At 70.5% G+C, this 15,607-nt stretch carries 14 protein-coding genes; 13 read left to right on the plus strand and 1 reads right to left on the minus strand.

Annotation, left to right across the window (positions count from 1 at the left end; all coding sequences use genetic code 11):
- Positions 1-156 precede the first annotated feature (156 nt).
- From aroC to nusB, 7 genes are all read left to right on the plus strand, one after another.
- Positions 157-1,341, plus strand: coding sequence for a chorismate synthase (gene aroC, locus ACZ7M7_RS26215; protein WP_362381212.1), 1,185 nt, complete (start codon positions 157-159; stop codon positions 1,339-1,341).
- A gap of 32 nt (positions 1,342-1,373) precedes the next feature.
- Complete coding sequence (locus ACZ7M7_RS26220; protein ID WP_383607962.1) at positions 1,374-1,856, plus strand: shikimate kinase; 483 nt, start codon at positions 1,374-1,376, stop codon at positions 1,854-1,856.
- The gene (gene aroB, locus ACZ7M7_RS26225) at positions 1,853-2,944 is read left to right on the plus strand and encodes a 3-dehydroquinate synthase (protein WP_383607906.1); all 1,092 of its coding nucleotides are present in this window, start codon (positions 1,853-1,855) and stop codon (positions 2,942-2,944) included. Before ACZ7M7_RS26220 ends, aroB begins: the two co-directional genes overlap by 4 nt.
- Before the next feature lie 166 nt (positions 2,945-3,110).
- Positions 3,111-4,013 (plus strand): Pro-rich N-terminal domain-containing protein, encoded by a 903-nt coding sequence (locus tag ACZ7M7_RS26230; protein WP_472120789.1) that lies wholly within the window; start codon positions 3,111-3,113, stop codon positions 4,011-4,013.
- Positions 4,014-4,476: 463 nt separating this feature from the next.
- Complete coding sequence (locus ACZ7M7_RS26235) at positions 4,477-5,583, plus strand: aminopeptidase P family protein (protein ID WP_383607908.1); 1,107 nt, start codon at positions 4,477-4,479, stop codon at positions 5,581-5,583.
- Between the two features lie 51 nt (positions 5,584-5,634).
- Complete coding sequence (efp, locus tag ACZ7M7_RS26240; protein ID WP_328428997.1) at positions 5,635-6,201, plus strand: elongation factor P; 567 nt, start codon at positions 5,635-5,637, stop codon at positions 6,199-6,201.
- Between the two features lies 1 nt (position 6,202).
- Entirely contained in the window at positions 6,203-6,637 is a 435-nt protein-coding gene (gene nusB, locus ACZ7M7_RS26245; protein WP_383607910.1) for a transcription antitermination factor NusB, read from the plus strand.
- A gap of 175 nt (positions 6,638-6,812) precedes the next feature.
- On the opposite strand, the gene bldD is transcribed toward nusB, so the two are convergent.
- Positions 6,813-7,316 carry a transcriptional regulator BldD gene (gene bldD, locus ACZ7M7_RS26250; RefSeq protein WP_004002691.1) on the minus strand — a complete coding sequence of 168 codons (504 nt, stop codon included), beginning with the start codon at positions 7,314-7,316 and terminating at the stop codon, positions 6,813-6,815.
- Positions 7,317-7,570: 254 nt separating this feature from the next.
- Here bldD and pyrR point away from each other — a divergent pair, with 254 nt between their 5' ends.
- The 6 genes from pyrR (at position 7,571) to carB (ending at position 15,596) form a co-directional block, all read left to right on the plus strand.
- Positions 7,571-8,143, plus strand: a complete 573-nt coding sequence (gene pyrR / locus ACZ7M7_RS26255) for a bifunctional pyr operon transcriptional regulator/uracil phosphoribosyltransferase PyrR (RefSeq protein ID WP_383607913.1) — start codon at positions 7,571-7,573, stop codon at positions 8,141-8,143.
- A 135-nt stretch (positions 8,144-8,278) separates the two neighbouring features.
- A complete protein-coding gene (locus ACZ7M7_RS26260) occupies positions 8,279-9,256 on the plus strand; it encodes an aspartate carbamoyltransferase catalytic subunit (RefSeq protein WP_383607915.1) in 978 nt (325 codons plus the stop codon).
- Between the two features lie 5 nt (positions 9,257-9,261).
- Positions 9,262-10,557: a dihydroorotase gene (locus tag ACZ7M7_RS26265; RefSeq protein WP_472120649.1), complete on the plus strand. Its 1,296-nt coding sequence runs from the start codon at positions 9,262-9,264 to the stop codon at positions 10,555-10,557.
- Complete coding sequence (locus ACZ7M7_RS26270) at positions 10,554-11,141, plus strand: PH-like domain-containing protein (protein ID WP_472120651.1); 588 nt, start codon at positions 10,554-10,556, stop codon at positions 11,139-11,141. Before ACZ7M7_RS26265 ends, ACZ7M7_RS26270 begins: the two co-directional genes overlap by 4 nt.
- The gene (carA, locus tag ACZ7M7_RS26275; RefSeq protein WP_383607920.1) at positions 11,138-12,295 is read left to right on the plus strand and encodes a glutamine-hydrolyzing carbamoyl-phosphate synthase small subunit; all 1,158 of its coding nucleotides are present in this window, start codon (positions 11,138-11,140) and stop codon (positions 12,293-12,295) included. Before ACZ7M7_RS26270 ends, carA begins: the two co-directional genes overlap by 4 nt.
- Complete coding sequence (gene carB / locus ACZ7M7_RS26280) at positions 12,288-15,596, plus strand: carbamoyl-phosphate synthase large subunit (RefSeq protein ID WP_472120654.1); 3,309 nt, start codon at positions 12,288-12,290, stop codon at positions 15,594-15,596. Before carA ends, carB begins: the two co-directional genes overlap by 8 nt.
- Positions 15,597-15,607 lie beyond the last annotated feature (11 nt).

Below are 15,607 nucleotides of genomic sequence, written 5' to 3' on the forward strand. Positions count from 1 at the left end.
GTCCGTCCGTCTGGTGGACCGGCGGCCGGGCACCGGCCCGGGACGTGGGAGGATCGAAGGTGGCGGGCCGGGGCCGCGCACCTGGTCACGCCGTCGACGTACGCGACGACGCGCGTACGCAGGGCAGTACCAGGGCGCGAGCACTGAGGAGCACCGTTGAGCAGGTTGCGCTGGCTGACCGCGGGGGAGTCCCACGGTCCCGCACTCGTGGCGACGCTGGAGGGCCTTCCCGCCGGCGTGCCGATCACCACGGAGATGGTGGCGGACCACCTGGCCCGGCGCCGGCTCGGTTATGGACGCGGTGCGCGCATGAAGTTCGAGCGCGACGAGGTCACGTTCATCGGTGGCGTCCGGCACGGTCTGACGCTGGGTTCCCCGGTCGCGATCATGGTGGGCAACACCGAGTGGCCGAAGTGGGAGCAGGTCATGTCGGCCGACCCGATCGACCCCGAGATCCTCGCCGGCCTCGCCCGCAATGCGCCGCTGACCCGCCCGCGCCCCGGCCACGCCGACCTCGCGGGCATGCAGAAGTACGGCTTCGACGAGGCCCGGCCCATCCTGGAGCGTGCCTCCGCCCGTGAGACGGCGGCGCGGGTGGCGCTGGGCGCGGTCGCCCGGTCGTACCTGAAGGAGACGGCCGGCATCGAGATCGTCAGCCATGTCGTGGAGCTGGCCGCCGCGAAGGCGCCGCAGGGTGTGTACCCGACGCCGGCCGACGTCGAGAAGCTGGACGCGGACCCGGTGCGCTGCCTGGACGCGGACGCGTCGAAGGCGATGGTCGCGGAGATCGACCAGGCCCACAAGGACGGCGACACCCTGGGTGGTGTGGTCGAGATCCTGGCTTACGGCGTCCCCGTCGGCCTGGGTTCGCACGTGCACTGGGACCGCAAGCTGGACGCCCGTCTCGCCGGCGCGCTCATGGGCATCCAGGCGATCAAGGGCGTCGAGCTCGGCGACGGCTTCGAGCTGGCGCGGGTGCCCGGCTCCAAGGCGCACGACGAGATCGTGAACACTCCCGAGGGCATCCGCCGTGTCTCCGGCCGTTCCGGCGGCACCGAGGGCGGCCTCACCACGGGCGAGCTGCTGCGGGTCCGCGCCGCGATGAAGCCGATCGCGACCGTGCCGCGCGCCCTGCAGACCGTGGACGTGACCACGGGTGAGGCGACGCAGGCTCACCACCAGCGCTCGGACGTGTCCGCGGTTCCGGCCGCCGGCATCGTCGCCGAGGCCATGGTGGCGCTCGTCCTCGCGGACGCGGTGGCGGAGAAGTTCGGCGGCGACTCCGTGACCGAGACCCGCCGCAACGTGACCTCGTACCTCGACAACCTGGCCATCCGGTGAGCGCAGCACCCGTGGTCGTCCTCGTCGGCCCGATGGGCGTGGGCAAGTCCACCGTCGGACAGATGCTGGCCGACCGGCTGGGCGTGGTCTACCGCGACACCGACGACGACATCGTCGCCGAGCAGGGCCGGACCATCGCAGAGATCTTCGTCGACGAGGGCGAGCCCGCCTTCCGGGCGATCGAGAAGCAGGCGGTGCACCGGGCGCTCGCCGAGCACGACGGGGTCCTCGCCCTAGGCGGCGGAGCGATCCTCGACGCGGACACGCGTGCGCTGCTCGCCGGGCAGCGAGTGGCGTACCTGTCGATGGACGTCGAGGAAGCGGTCAAGCGCACCGGCCTCAACGCCGCCCGCCCGCTGCTCGCGGTCAACCCGCGCAAGCAGTGGCGCGAGCTGATGGAGGCCCGTCGCCATCTGTACGAGGGGGTGGCCACGGCGGTCGTGGCCACCGACGGCCGTACACCCGAAGAAGTGACCCAAGCGGCCCTGGACGCACTGGAGTTGAAGGACGTATGAGTGAGGCAGTGACGCGGATCCAGGTCGGCGGCACCGCGGGCAGCGAACCGTATGAGGTCCTGGTGGGCCGTCAACTCCTGGGCGAGCTCGGCGGGTTGATCGGTGAGAAGGCCAAGCGGGTCGCCGTCATCCATCCGGAGGCGCTGGCCGGGACCGGTGACGCGCTGCGGGCCGACCTGGTCGAGCAGGGCTATGACGCGGTCGCCATCCAGGTGCCGAACGCGGAGGAGGCCAAGACCGCCGAGGTCGCCGCCTACTGCTGGAAGGCGCTGGGTCAGTCCGGATTCACCCGCTCCGACGTCATCGTCGGCGTCGGCGGCGGCGCGACCACCGACCTCGCCGGGTTCGTGGCCGCGAGCTGGCTGCGCGGGGTGCGCTGGATCGCCGTACCGACCACCGTGCTCGCCATGGTCGACGCGGCCGTAGGTGGGAAGACCGGCATCAACACCGCCGAGGGCAAGAACCTCGTCGGCGCCTTCCACCCGCCGGTCGGTGTGCTGTGCGACCTGGCCGCGCTGGAGTCCCTCCCGGTCAACGACTACGTGTCCGGGCTCGCCGAGATCATCAAGGCCGGTTTCATCGCCGACCCGGCGATCCTGGAGCTCATCGAGTCCGACCCCGAGGCCGCCCGCACTCCGACCGGCCCGCACACCGCCGAGCTGATCGAGCGCTCCATCCGGGTCAAGGCCGAAGTCGTCTCCTCGGACCTGAGGGAGTCCGGCCTGCGGGAGATCCTCAACTACGGCCACACCCTCGGCCACGCCATCGAGAAGAACGAGCGCTACAAGTGGCGGCACGGCGCCGCGGTCTCCGTCGGCATGCACTTCGCCGCCGAACTCGGCCGTCTCGCCGGGCGGTTGGACGACGCGACGGCCGACCGGCACCGCACGATCCTCGAAGCGGTCGGCCTGCCGCTGCACTACCGCTACGACCAGTGGCCCAAGCTGCTGGAGAACATGAAGGTCGACAAGAAGTCCCGCGGTGACCTGCTGCGCTTCATCGTGCTGGACGGCCTGGCCAAGCCGACCGTCATGGAGGGACCGGACCCGGCCGTGCTGCTCGCCGCGTACGGCGAAGTCGGCCAGTAAGTCCCCGGAAGCGCGCTTCCGTCCGATTCGCCTGTGGCGATGGGCACTTCGGGCCGCCCCCGGCCGTTCACCAAACGACGGCCGGGGGCGGTACCGTTCGGTAGCGAGCGGGTTGTGCCCGCTGCCAGCGTCAATGGCCATGGAAGACGAGACGGAGTGGCACCGGATGCAGCACGCAGTGGGTTCTCCGCTGCCGCCGCCCCACCAGTCGGGGAACGGCTGGTCGCCGGCCGCACAACACCCGGGTCCGCATCACCCGGGCACGCACCAGGGACCCGCCCCGCACCAGGGCTCCGCCCCGCACCAGGGCTCCGCCCCAGTGCCGCCGCCACCCCCGGCACCGGGCTTCACACCCCCTGGAGGTCCTTCGGGACCGGTCCCGCCCGCGCCGCAGCACACCCAGGTCCCGCCGCCGCCCGCGCCCGAGACCACGGGCCACGTCCCGCTCCCGCCCGGCGGCCCGGTCGGCATGCCGAGCGCCCCGCCCGCCACCGCGACCCCGGACCCGGCGGCCACCACCCTCGCCGTACTGCTCATCGGCCCGGCCGGCGCCGGCAAGACGAGCGTCGCCAAGTACTGGGCGGACCACCGCCGCGTCCCCACGGCCCACATCAGCCTCGATGACGTCCGCGAATGGGTCCGCTCGGGCTTCGCCGACCCCCAGTCCGGGTGGAACGACAACTCCGAGGCCCAGTACCGCCTGGCCCGCCGCACCTGCGGCTTCGCCGCGCGGAACTTCCTGGCCAACGGCATCTCGTGCATCCTCGACGACGCGGTCTTCCCCGACCGCCCGGTGGTCGGCCTCGGCGGCTGGAAGCGCCACGTCGGCCCCGGCCTCCTCCCCGTCGTGCTGCTCCCGGGCCTGGAGATCGTCCTGGAGCGCAACGCCGAACGCACGGGCAACCGCCGCCTCACCGACGAGGAGGTGGCCCGCATCCACGGCCGCATGGCCGGCTGGTACGGCTCAGGCCTCCCGATCATCGACAACTCCCAGCTCGACGTCCCCCAGACAGCCCAGATCCTGGACGACGTACTGGCAAGATCAATAGCCAGCCCCCCGACCTGGTAACCAGCGCGACCGCAGCCGCCTGAGGGGCGCGGAAAGCTGGGGCCCCCGGGACGGGTAATCAACGTGATTGGACCCACCCAGGGGGCGCGGGGAACTGCGCGACCAGCCCCCACCGGCCCCGCAGACGGCACACAGCCTCAGGCGGCCCCCGGGGGAACCGGTAACCAACGGGACCGAACCCACCTAAGGGGCGCGGGGAACTGCGCGACCAGCCCCCACCGGCCCCGCAGACGGCACACAACCTCAGGCGGCCCCCGGGGGAACCGGTAACCAACGGGACCGAACCCACCTAAGGGGCGCGGGGAACTGCGCGACCACCCCCCACCGGCCCCGCGCACGGCAAACGACCGCCAGCCGCACCCCCGCCCCCGAACAGCACCCGACCCCACCCCCACATTCCAGACACCGCCCACTCAGACGCCCCCAACCGGCGCCAAACCGGCGGAGCTCATACGCTCGGGTCATGTCAGAGGTGTACGCCACCCGCCGCTCCAGGCTGAGGGACCGCTGCCAGGCCAGCGGCAGCGCCACCGCGCTGATCTCCCGCCCCGCCAACGTCCGCTACCTCGCGGGCGCCGCCCCGCAGGGCTCCGTGCTGCTCCTCGGCAAGACCGAAGACCTGCTCGTGTGCACCGGCCCGCCCGACGACCGCCCCACGGAGGGCCGCCCCGACGAGGCACTGCGGATCCATTCGCTCCCCGGCCCCGGAGGCGACCCCGCAGTCGCCGCGGCCGACCTCGCCGCGGCGCAGGGAGGAGTCTGCCTCGCCGTGGAGGAACACCACCTCACCGTGGCCCGCCACCGAGCCATCCGCTCGGTCGTTCCGCGCCTGCGCCTCGCCGACCTCGGCGGAGCCGTGGAACAGCTCAGGGTCGTCAAGGACGAGGAAGAGATCTCCTGCCTCCGGATCGGCGCGGAGATCGCCGACCAGGCCCTCGGGGAACTGCTCGAATCCATCCTCGTCGGCCGCACCGAACGCCACCTCGCCCTAGAACTCGAACGACGCCTCGTCGATCACGGCGCAGACGGCCCCGCCTTCGCCACCTCCGTGGCCACCGGCCCGAACGCCGGTCGTCGCGCTCATCGGCCCACCGACCGCCGCGTGGAGGAGGGCGATTTCCTCTCCGTCTGCCTCGGTGCGACGTATCGCGGATACCGCTGCGAGATCGGCCGTACGTTCGTGATCGGTACGTCCCCCGCCGACTGGCAGATCGAGCTGTACGACCTCGTCTTCGCCGCTCAGCGCGCCGGACGGGAGAGTCTGGTGCCCGGCGCCGCCTATCGTGACGTGGACCGCGCGGCACGGCAGGTGCTGGACTCCGCGGGGTACGCGCAGGGCCTTCCGGCGCTGACGGGACACGGCGTGGGACTCGAAATCGACGAGGACCCGCAGCTGGCTCCCGCAGCCATGGGTAAACTGGACGCTTGCGTGCCGGTCACCGTCGAACCGGGGGTCCACCTCCCGGGCCGGGGCGGCGTCCGGATCGATGACACGCTCGTCGTTCGCCCCGAGGCGGACGGCGGACCCGAGCTACTCACCATCACGACCAAGGAGCTGCTCGCCCTCTAGGCAGTGGCGTGCCCCGGGGTCGTCCACGTCAGTCCAGGAGATTCCGCAACCGTGGCTTCCACGAACGACCTCAAGAACGGCCTGGTGCTCAAGCTCGAAGGCGGCCAGCTCTGGTCCGTCGTCGAGTTCCAGCATGTCAAGCCCGGCAAGGGCCCGGCCTTCGTGCGCACCAAGCTCAAGAACGTGCTCTCCGGCAAGGTCGTCGACAAGACGTTCAACGCCGGCGTCAAGGTCGAGACGGCCACTGTCGACAAGCGCGACATGCAGTTCTCCTACATGGACGGCGAGTACTTCGTCTTCATGGACATGGAGACCTACGACCAGCTCATGGTCGACCGCAAGGCCGTCGGCGACGCCGCCAACTTCCTGATCGAGGGCTTCACGGCCACCGTCGCGCAGCACGAGGGCGAGGTGCTCTTCGTCGAGCTGCCGGCCGCCGTCGAGCTCGTCATCCAGGAGACCGAGCCGGGCGTCCAGGGCGACCGCTCCACCGGCGGCACCAAGCCCGCCACCCTGGAGACCGGTCACCAGATCAACGTGCCGCTCTTCATCACCACCGGCGAGAAGATCAAGGTCGACACCCGCACGAGCGACTACCTCGGCCGGGTGAACAGCTAAATTGGCTGCCCGCAACACGGCCCGCAAGCGCGCCTTTCAGATCCTCTTCGAGGGTGACCAGCGCGGCGCCGACGTCCTGACGGTCCTCGCGGACTGGATCCGGCTCTCGCGGACCGACACCCGGCAGCCGCCGGTGAGCGAGTACACGATGCAGCTGATCGAGGGCTACGCGGCGCACGCGAAGCGGATCGACGAGCTGATCGCGCAGTACTCCGTCGGCTGGACGCTCGACCGGATGCCGGTCGTGGACCGCAACATCCTGCGCCTCGGCGCGTACGAGCTGATCTGGGTCGATGAGACCCCGGACGCGGTCGTGATCGACGAGATGGTGCAGGTGGCCAAGGAGTTCTCCACGGACGAGTCACCCTCGTTCGTCAACGGCCTGCTCGGCCGACTCAAGGAGCTGAAGCCCTCGCTGCGCCGTGAGGAAGCGTAAGGGTTTCGACCGAAGACGCCGAAGGGCCCGCAGCATCCTCGCTGCGGGCCCTTCGGCGTCCCAGTGCCACTGCGCCCCTTCAGGCCCGCAGAACGCCGCCGGGGTGGCCGGAACCGCAAAGTTCCGGCCACCCCGGCGGCACGTTTCTTCTCAAGGGGCCCAACCCGTGGAGCGCTCAGCTCTCCTCGGCGTGGGAGACCGCGCGACGCGCGTCCGCGTCCAGCACGCCCCAGCTGATCAGCTGCTCGGTGAGGACCGAGGGGGACTGGTCGTAGATGACGGCGAGTGTGCGCAGGTCGTCCTGGCGGATCGACAGCACCTTGCCGTTGTAGTCACCGCGCTGCGACTGGATCGTCGCTGCGTACCGCTGCAGGGGGCCCGCCTTCTCGGCCGGGACGTGGGCAAGGCGCTCCAGGTCCAGGACCAGCTTCGGCGGCGGCTCGGCGGCTCCGCCCGGCGTGGTGCCCGGGAGCAGCTCCTGCACCGGAACGCCGTAGAAATCCGCCAGCTCGGCGAGGCGCTGCACGGTTACGGCGCGGTCTCCGCGCTCGTACGAACCGACCACGACGGCCTTCCAGCGTCCCTGGGACTTCTCCTCGACACCGTGGAGGGAAAGGCCCTGCTGGGTGCGGATGGCCCGGAGCTTGGCCCCGAGCTGTTTGGCGTATTCGCTGGACATATAGCTCCCCGGCACTGGGTCGACGCGACGTGGCTTGGGTTCCATGCCGCGCGGTTGGTAACTCACTGTGAGGTTACGCAGCGTTACTCTGGCCCGTCAAGCCGAATGGTCCACACCGACGCTTCCGTGCTATCGGTGGCCGATTGGGCCAAGTGGGTGACAGGGGGTGCCTCACCGGCCTGCTACGGTGGACGACGTAAACCAGACGTCCTTTAAGGTCCGTCCCGTGAGGCGGAGAAGGAGGTCCCTTTCGTATGGACAGGCAACAGGACACGCAAGCGTCCGATGCCCGGCCCGTTCTCGAAGGCCCTGACATCGCGCGGGTGTTGACCCGCATCGCCCACGAGATCGTCGAACGCGCCAAGGGCGCCGACGACGTGGTGCTCCTCGGCATTCCGACCCGAGGTGTCTTCCTCGCCCAGCGGCTCGCCGCCAAGCTCGAGGAGATCACCGACCGGAAGATCCCGGTCGGTTCGCTCGACATCACGATGTACCGCGACGACCTGCGCATGCACCCGCCGCGCGCGCTGGCCCGCACGGACATCCCCGGTGACGGCATCGACGGCCGGCTGGTCGTCCTCGTCGACGACGTCCTCTTCTCCGGCCGCACCATCCGCGCCGCCCTGGACGCTCTGAACGACATCGGGCGCCCCCGCGCGGTGCAGCTCGCGGTGCTCGTCGACCGAGGCCATCGCGAACTGCCCATCCGCGCCGACTACGTCGGCAAGAACATCCCCACGTCGCTGCGGGAGACGGTCAAGGTCCAGCTCGCCGAGGAGGACGGTCGCGACACCGTGCTGCTCGGTGCCAAGCAGACCTCCCAGTAGCGCGCACGGCGTACGCCGCTGTCGTACGCCCGCTCAGTGCGCCCTTGCGCGCACCCGTCTGCCCCGCCGGGCCCTGCGGGGGACATCCCCCGGACACCTCGGATCCTGACTTAACTGCCTTACGGAGCCTGACAGATGCAGCGTCATCTCATCTCGGCCGCCGACCTCACCCGCGACGACGCCGTCCTGATCCTCGACACCGCCGAGGAGATGGCCCGGGTCGCCGACCGGCCGATCAAGAAGCTGCCGACCCTGCGCGGCCGCACCGTCGTGAACCTCTTCTTCGAGGACTCCACACGCACGCGTATCTCCTTCGAGGCTGCCGAGAAGCGGCTGTCGGCGGACGTGATCAACTTCACCGCCAAGGGATCCAGCGTGTCCAAGGGCGAGTCCCTGAAGGACACCGCCCAGACCCTGGAGGCCATGGGCGTCGACGCCGTCGTCATCCGGCACGGCGCCTCCGGGGCGCCCTACCGCCTCGCCAACTCCGGCTGGATCGACGCCGCCGTCATCAACGCCGGCGACGGCACCCACCAGCACCCCACCCAGGCCCTGCTGGACGCCTTCACCATGCGCCGCCGGCTGGTCGGCCGGGACGCCGGGATCGGACAGGACCTCGACGGCAAGCGCATCACGCTCGTCGGTGACGTCCTGCACAGCCGGGTCGCCCGCTCCAACGTCGACCTGCTGCACACGCTCGGTGCCGAGGTCACCCTCGTCGCCCCGCCGACCCTGGTGCCGGTCGGCGTCGAGACCTGGCCCTGCGAGGTGTCGTACGACCTCGACAGCACGCTGCCCAAGACCGACGCGGTGATGATGCTGCGCGTCCAGCGCGAGCGCATGAACGCCGCCTTCTTCCCGACCGAGCGCGAGTACTCGCGGCGCTACGGCCTCGACGGCGACCGCATGGCGCGGATGCCCGAGCACGCGATCGTGATGCACCCCGGCCCGATGGTGCGCGGCATGGAGATCACTGCCGAGGTCGCCGATTCCGAGCGCTGCACCGCCATCGAGCAGGTCGCAAACGGAGTCTCCATCCGGATGGCCGTTCTGTACCTGCTGCTCGGCGGAAACGAGCCCGCCGCCGCCCACACCCGTACTGAGGAGAAGTAAGACAGATGAGCAAGATCCTTATCCGTGGTGCGAAGGTGCTCGGCGGCGAGCCGCAGGACGTCCTGATCGACGGCGGGACCATCGCCGAGGTGGGCGTCGGTCTGAGCGCCGAGGGCGCCGAGGGCGCCGAGGTCATCGAGGCCGCCGGCAAGGTGCTCCTGCCGGGGCTCGTGGACCTGCACACCCACCTGCGCGAGCCCGGACGCGAGGACTCCGAGACCGTGCTGACCGGCACGCGCGCGGCTGCCTCCGGCGGTTTCACGGCCGTCTTCGCCATGGCCAACACCTTCCCGGTCGCCGACACCGCCGGCGTGGTCGAGCAGGTCTACCGGCTCGGCCAGGAGGGCGGCTACTGCGACGTGCAGCCCATCGGCGCCGTCACCGTCGGCCTGGAGGGCAGGAAGCTCGCCGAGCTGGGCGCCATGCACGAGTCGGCCGCCGGTGTCACCGTCTTCTCGGACGACGGCAAGTGCGTCGACGACGCCGTGATCATGCGGCGGGCCCTGGAGTACGTGAAGGCCTTCGGCGGCGTCGTCGCCCAGCACGCGCAGGAGCCGCGGCTGACCGAGGGCGCCCAGATGAACGAGGGCGTCGTCTCCGCGGAGCTGGGGCTCGGCGGCTGGCCCGCGGTGGCCGAAGAATCGATCATCGCCCGGGATGTCCTGCTCGCCGAGCACGTCGGCTCCCGCGTCCACATCTGCCACCTGTCGACCGCCGGGTCCGTCGAGATCGTGCGCTGGGCCAAGTCCCGCGGCATCGACGTCACCGCCGAGGTCACCCCGCACCACCTCCTCCTCACCGACGAGCTGGTCCGCAGCTACAACCCGGTCTACAAGGTGAACCCGCCGCTGCGCACCGAGCGTGACGTGCTCGCGCTGCGCGAGGCGCTCGCAGACGGCACCATCGACATCGTCGCCACCGACCACGCCCCGCACCCGCACGAGGACAAGGACTGCGAGTGGGCCGCGGCCGCCATGGGCATGGTCGGCCTGGAGACCGCGTTGTCAGTGGTGCAGGAGACCATGGTGGACACCGGGCTCCTCACCTGGGCCGGGGTCGCCGAGCGCATGTCCTTCAAGCCCGCGCAGATCGGGCAGGCGAAGGGGCACGGACGTCCCGTCTCGGCTGGTGAGCCCGCCAACCTCACGCTCGTCGACACGGAATACCGTGGGTCCGTGGACCCCGCGGGCTTCGCCTCGCGCAGCCGCAACACTCCGTACTCGGGGCGTGAGCTGCCGGGCCGTGTGACGCACACGTGGCTCCGGGGCAAGGCCACGCTCGTCGACGGGAAGCTCACGTGACACCTGCAACACTGCTCGCAGCCGGAACCGGACTCGCGGCCGAACAGAAGTCGGCCGACGTGACCGACTGGGCCGCCCGCATCGGCTGGGTCGTCGGACTCGCCCTCTTCGTCGCGCTCGTCTACTGGCTGATGCGCGAGGGCTGGAAGTGGCGCGGCACGCTCCAGGGCGACCTGCCCGAGCTGCCCAGCGCGCCGGACGACCCCGGCCCGGCGAGACTGAGCATGAGCGGCCGCTACCACGGCTCGACCACCGCCGGTCAGTGGCTGGACCGCATCGTGGCGCACGGCCTCGGCACCCGCAGCCGGGTCCAGCTCACCCTCACGGAGGCGGGACTGGACGTCGTACGCCCCGGCGCGGCCGACTTCTTCGTCCCGGTCGCGCAGCTGCGCGAGGCCCGGCTCGACAAGGGCATCGCCGGCAAGGTCCTGACCGAGGGCGGACTGCTCGTCGTGACCTGGGCGCACGGCGAACGGCTGATCGACTCCGGCTTCCGCTCGGACCACGCGGCGGAGCACAACGAGTGGGTCGACGTCATTAACTCCATGATCAACACCAACAGCACGGAAGGCGCCGAACGATGACGACCTCCATCCAGGGGACCGCCTCGCAGAGGCACAAGGCGGCTCCCGCCGTACTCGTCCTGGAGGACGGCCGCATGTTCCGCGGTCGCGCCTACGGGGCCGTGGGGGTGACCTTCGGCGAGGCCGTGTTCTCCACCGGCATGACCGGCTACCAGGAGACCCTCACCGACCCGTCGTACCACCGTCAGGTCGTCGTGATGACCGCCCCGCACGTCGGCAACACCGGCGTCAACGACGAGGACCCCGAGTCGAAGCAGATCTGGGTGGCCGGCTACGTCGTGCGCGACCCCGCGCGCGTGCCGTCCAACTGGCGCTCCCGGCGCTCGCTGGACGACGAGCTGCGCCACCAGGGCGTCGTCGGGATCTCCGGCATCGACACCCGCGCGCTGACCCGCCACCTGCGCGAGCGCGGCGCCATGCGCGTCGGCATCTTCTCCGGCAACGCCCTGCCCGACGAGGGCGTCATGCTCGCCGAAGTGCGCCAGGCGCCCGAGATGAAGGGCGCGAACCTCTCCGCCGAGGTCGCCACCAAGGAGGCGTACGTCGTCCCCGCGATCGGCGAGAAGAAGTTCACCGTCGCCGCCGTCGACCTGGGCATCAAGGGCATGACCCCGCACCGGATGGCCGAGCGCGGCATCGAGGTGCACGTGCTGCCCGCGACGGCGACCGCCGAGGACGTCTTCGCGGTGAACCCGGACGGCGTGTTCTTCTCCAACGGCCCCGGCGACCCGGCCACCGCCGACCACCCGGTCTCCGTGATGCAGGCGGTCCTGGAGCGCGGCACCCCGCTGTTCGGCATCTGCTTCGGCAACCAGATCCTGGGCCGTGCCCTCGGCTTCGGCACCTACAAGCTGAAGTACGGCCACCGCGGCATCAACCAGCCGGTGCAGGACCGTACGACCGGCAAGGTCGAGGTCACCGCGCACAACCACGGCTTCGCCGTGGATGCCCCGCTCGACAAGGTCTCCGAGACCCCCTACGGCCGCGCCGAGGTCTCCCACGTCTGCCTCAACGACAACGTGGTGGAGGGTCTCCACCTCCTCGACAAGCCGGCCTTCAGCGTCCAGTACCACCCCGAAGCGGCGGCCGGCCCGCACGACGCCGCCTACCTGTTCGACCGCTTCGTATCCCTGATGGAGGGCCAGCGTGCCTAAGCGCACCGATATCCAGTCCGTCCTGGTCATCGGCTCCGGCCCGATCGTCATCGGCCAGGCCGCCGAGTTCGACTACTCCGGCACCCAGGCGTGCCGCATCCTGCGCGCCGAGGGCCTGCGGGTCATCCTCGTCAACTCCAACCCGGCGACGATCATGACCGACCCGGAGATCGCCGACGCCACCTACGTCGAGCCGATCACCCCCGAGTTCGTCGAGAAGATCATCGCCAAGGAGCGGCCGGACGCGCTGCTGCCCACCCTGGGCGGCCAGACGGCCCTCAACACGGCGATCTCGCTGCACGAGTCCGGCACCCTCGAGAAGTATGGCGTCGAGCTGATCGGTGCCAACGTCGAGGCCATCAACAAGGGCGAGGACCGCGACCTCTTCAAGGACGTCGTCGAGGCCGTACGCGCCAAGATCGGGCACGGCGAGTCCGCCCGCTCGGTCATCTGCCACTCCATGGACGACGTCCTCGCGGGCGTCGACACGCTCGGTGGCTACCCGGTCGTGGTCCGCCCCTCCTTCACCATGGGCGGCGCCGGCTCCGGCTTCGCGCACGACGAGGAGGAACTGCGCCGCATCGCCGGCCAGGGCCTGACCCTGTCTCCCACCACCGAGGTGCTCCTGGAGGAGTCCATCCTCGGCTGGAAGGAGTACGAGCTGGAGCTGATGCGCGACAAGCACGACAACGTCGTGGTCGTCTGCTCCATCGAGAACTTCGACCCGATGGGTGTGCACACCGGTGACTCGATCACCGTCGCGCCCGCGATGACGCTGACCGACCGCGAGTACCAGACCCTGCGTGACATCGGCATCGCCGTCATCCGCGAGGTCGGCGTCGACACCGGCGGCTGCAACATCCAGTTCGCGGTGAACCCCGAGGACGGCCGCGTCATCGTCATCGAGATGAACCCGCGCGTGTCGCGTTCCTCGGCTCTCGCCTCCAAGGCGACCGGCTTCCCGATCGCCAAGATCGCGGCCAAGCTGGCCGTCGGCTACACGCTCGACGAGATCCCGAACGACATCACGCGGGAGACCCCGGCCTCCTTCGAGCCGACGCTCGACTACGTGGTCGTGAAGGCTCCGCGCTTCGCCTTCGAGAAGTTCCCGCAGGCCGACTCCACGCTGACCACCACCATGAAGTCGGTCGGCGAGGCCATGGCCATCGGCCGCAACTTCACCGAGGCCTTCCAGAAGGCGCTGCGCTCGCTGGAGAAGAAGGGCAGCCAGTTCACCTTCGTCGGCGAGCCCGGCGACAAGATCGCGCTGCTCGAAGAGGCGGTCCGCCCGACCGACGGCCGTATCAACGCCGTCATGCAGGCCATCCGCGCGGGCGCCACGCCCGAGGAGGTCTTCGAGTACACGAAGATCGACCCCTGGTTCGTCGACCAGCTCTTCCTCATCAAGGAGATCGCCGACGAGCTCGCCGAGGCCCCGGAGCTGACTCCGGACCTGCTGGCCGGGGCCAAGCGGCACGGCTTCTCCGACCTGCAGATCGCCGAGATCCGCGGGCTGCGCGAGGACATCGTGCGCGAGGTGCGGCACGCGCTGGGCATCCGCCCGGTCTACAAGACCGTCGACACCTGCGCCGCCGAGTTCGCCGCGAGGACGCCGTACTTCTACTCCTCCTACGACGAGGAGACCGAGGTCGCGCCGCGCGAGAAGCCGGCCGTCATCATCCTGGGCTCCGGCCCCAACCGCATCGGCCAGGGCATCGAGTTCGACTACTCCTGCGTCCACGCCTCCTTCGCGCTGAGCGACGCCGGGTACGAGACCGTGATGGTCAACTGCAACCCCGAGACCGTCTCCACGGACTACGACACCTCCGACCGCCTGTACTTCGAGCCGCTGACGCTTGAGGACGTGCTGGAGATCGTCCACGCCGAGCAGGAGGCCGGGCCGGTGGCGGGTGTCGTCGTGCAGCTCGGCGGCCAGACCCCGCTGGGGCTGTCGCAGGCCCTGAAGGACAACGGCGTGCCGATCGTCGGCACGTCCCCGGAGGCCATCCACGCCGCCGAGGACCGCGGGGCCTTCGGGCGCGTCCTCGCCGAGGCGGGCCTGCCGGCTCCCAAGCACGGCACCGCCACCACCTTCGCCGGCGCCAAGGCCATCGCGGACGAGATCGGCTACCCGGTCCTGGTGCGGCCGTCGTACGTCCTCGGCGGGCGCGGCATGGAGATCGTCTACGACGAGACCCGGCTGGAGTCCTACATCGCCGAGTCGACCGAGATCAGCCCCTCGCGGCCGGTCCTCGTCGACCGGTTCCTGGACGACGCGATCGAGATCGACGTCGACGCGCTCTACGACGGCGAGGAGCTCTACCTCGGCGGCGTCATGGAGCACATCGAGGAGGCCGGCATCCACTCCGGCGACTCGGCGTGCGCGCTGCCGCCGATCACGCTGGGCGGCTTCGACATCAAGCGCCTGCGGGCCTCCACCGAGGCCATCGCCAAGGGCGTCGGCGTGCGCGGCCTGATCAACATCCAGTTCGCGATGGCCGGCGACATCCTGTACGTCCTCGAAGCCAACCCGCGCGCGTCCCGTACGGTCCCCTTCACCTCGAAGGCGACCGCGGTGCCGCTGGCGAAGGCCGCCGCCCGGATCTCGCTCGGCGCGACCATCGCCGAACTGCGGGCCGAGGGCCTGCTTCCGGCGACCGGCGACGGCGGCGAGCTGCCGCTCGACGCGCCGATCTCCGTCAAGGAGGCCGTCATGCCGTGGTCGCGCTTCCGCGACATCCACGGCCGCGGCGTCGACACCGTCCTCGGCCCGGAGATGCGCTCCACCGGCGAGGTCATGGGCATCGACTCCGTCTTCGGCACGGCGTACGCCAAGTCGCAGGCGGGCGCATACGGCCCGCTGCCCACCAAGGGCCGCGCCTTCATCTCCGTCGCCAACCGCGACAAGCGCTCGATGATCTTCCCGGCGCGCGAACTGGTCGCTCACGGCTTCGAACTGCTCGCCACGTCCGGCACGGCCGAGGTGCTCAAGCGCAACGGCATCAACGCCACGGTCGTGCGCAAGCAGTCCGAGGGCATCGGCCCGAACGGCGAGAAGACCATCGTCCAGCTCATCCACGACGGCGAGGTCGACCTCATCGTCAACACGCCGTACGGCACCGGCGGCCGCCTCGACGGCTACGACATCCGTACGGCGGCCGTGGCGCGGTCGGTTCCGTGCCTGACGACGGTTCAGGCGCTCGCCGCCGCCGTCCAGGGCATCGACGCCCTCAACCACGGTGACGTGGGCGTCCGTTCACTCCAGGAACACGCGGAACACCTGACCGCGGCCCGCGACTAGCAGCCGACGAG

Source organism: Streptomyces sp. NPDC111606, assembly GCF_055656945.1.

Excerpts from the sequence above, each read along its gene's own strand:
- ACZ7M7_RS26220 (WP_383607962.1), top strand. The coding sequence starts at position 1,374 with ATGGGCGTGGGCAAGTCCACCGTCGGACAGATGCTGGCCGACCGGCTG.
- ACZ7M7_RS26230 (WP_472120789.1), top strand. The coding sequence starts at position 3,111 with ATGCAGCACGCAGTGGGTTCTCCGCTGCCGCCGCCCCACCAGTCGGGG.
- carA (WP_383607920.1), top strand. The coding sequence starts at position 11,138 with ATGACGACCTCCATCCAGGGGACCGCCTCGCAGAGGCACAAGGCGGCT.
- pyrR (WP_383607913.1), top strand. The coding sequence starts at position 7,571 with ATGGACAGGCAACAGGACACGCAAGCGTCCGATGCCCGGCCCGTTCTC.
- ACZ7M7_RS26265 (WP_472120649.1), top strand. The coding sequence starts at position 9,262 with ATGAGCAAGATCCTTATCCGTGGTGCGAAGGTGCTCGGCGGCGAGCCG.
- bldD (WP_004002691.1), bottom strand. The coding sequence starts at position 7,316 with ATGTCCAGCGAATACGCCAAACAGCTCGGGGCCAAGCTCCGGGCCATC.
- ACZ7M7_RS26235 (WP_383607908.1), top strand. The coding sequence starts at position 4,477 with ATGTCAGAGGTGTACGCCACCCGCCGCTCCAGGCTGAGGGACCGCTGC.
- ACZ7M7_RS26260 (WP_383607915.1), top strand. The coding sequence starts at position 8,279 with ATGCAGCGTCATCTCATCTCGGCCGCCGACCTCACCCGCGACGACGCC.
- aroB (WP_383607906.1), top strand. The coding sequence starts at position 1,853 with ATGAGTGAGGCAGTGACGCGGATCCAGGTCGGCGGCACCGCGGGCAGC.